The organism is Streptomyces sp. NPDC047974 (assembly GCF_040653375.1).
GTDB lineage: Bacteria > Actinomycetota > Actinomycetes > Streptomycetales > Streptomycetaceae > Streptomyces.
On sequence record NZ_JBEZNU010000111.1, the window covers coordinates 1 to 1462 of the forward strand.

Sequence of the window (1462 nt, forward strand, 5' to 3'; positions counted from 1 at the left end):
GGGGAGGCTGCCGAACCCAGTCGAGCTTCTGCTGCTACCTCGGCGTTCCTGCCTCCAAAACTCTAACCCTTTCCCCACTACCTCATAAGGAGGCATACCCATGAAGCGTTTCATCCTCACTCTCACCATCGCCGCGTTGCTGGCTCCGGGGCTTTCGTTTGCCCAGGACAGCACCCGGCCCGAACCCCAAAAGACCAACAAGCTGCGCCTGTTCAAGGCCGGCGGGATTGGCTGCGCTGCCGGTGCAGGCATCGCCCTGCTGACCGGCAAGAAAGACAAGGCCCTGACGGTGTGCGCTGCTGGGGCGATTGTCGGAGGCATTGCGTCCTATCAAGCCCAGCTCAAGGAGTTCCGCGAACTGGAAGCCGAAGCCAAGGCAGCTGGCCTGGATGCTCAGGTGCATACCAAGACCGTCGAAACCAAGGACGGCCAGGCCGAAGCCCTGGACAAGCTGGTCATCCGTTACCCGGCCGCTGACATGCAGCCGGTGAGTGCCAAGACCGGCGCCACGCTGGACAAGCTGGCCGCGTTGCTCAAGGCGAGCAAAGAAAAGCTGACGGTTGGCTTCAGTGGTGCCGATGCCGCCGTGTGCCAGGTGCCGGTCGTTGAGCTGGCAAAGCGCGGTGCGCTTCAGAACGCCACGGTCGATGACCAGTGCGGCCGGGGCGATTACGCCATCACGGTTTCGCCGATCCCCGACGTTCGCTAAGCCAACCGAGAGCTGGGGGGCGAAAGCCCCCTGGCTCAAATCTTTTTCAAGCGCCTGGGAGGAACCATGACACCCGAAGAACTCATCAAACAACGCAAGCAGCGCGAGCTGCTCGCCAAAGCAGCACAAGCCAAGACCACCGCCCCCACGGACGCGGAGAAGCTCGTCAGCGATGCGACAAAAGAAAACTTGAAAACCGCAGGCCGGCTGGCTGCAAGTTTTGGCAAAGCCTTGGCAGACAAAACCAAGCAAGCGGCCTCGGTCGCCGCTGAGAAGGGGCGAGAGGCGCAAGAAGCGTTGGCCCGGCGTGCGGAAGAGGCCAAGGCGCGCAAGGAAGCCGAAGCCGCAGAGAACGCGCGCCTGGAAGTCGAGCGCGCCCAGGCGTTGGCCGAGCAAGAAGCGACTGCCCAGCCCGAGCCGCGGGTGGTTGAGCCCGAGCCCGTTCAAACCGATTCCGCTCCCGAAGCGCCCGAGCCGGTTGTTGAGGAGGTGGTTCCCGAGCCGACAGCAGAACCAGAAGCAGGCCCCGCGCCTGTCATCAAAGAGCCGGTCAGCGCTCCTGCGCCTGCCGTCAGTGAAGCCGTGGACGCAACGCCTGCCGCTCCAGTGCCGGCCGAGCTGGTGGCCCCGTCTGTTCCGAACCCCGAACCGAGCAAGTCAGCTCAAGCCCCGGCACCGGCCCCCAAGGCGACGTCGACCCGGGCCCCGGTGAAACCGGAAGCCCTCAAGGCCAATCCGGCCGGGCATCAGGAC

Annotated in this window: 1 protein-coding gene and 1 pseudogene; both read left to right on the forward strand. The window is 64.4% G+C overall.

The genetic code is table 11. The features are described 5' to 3' along the window. Positions 1–100: 100 nt before the first annotated feature. On the forward strand, positions 101–709 hold the full coding sequence (locus tag AB0E19_RS38670; protein WP_049419283.1) for a hypothetical protein: 609 nt from the start codon (positions 101–103) through the stop codon (positions 707–709). A 66-nt stretch (positions 710–775) separates the two neighbouring features. After that, positions 776–1462, forward strand: a pseudogene (locus AB0E19_RS38675) (hypothetical protein); the annotation flags it as partial.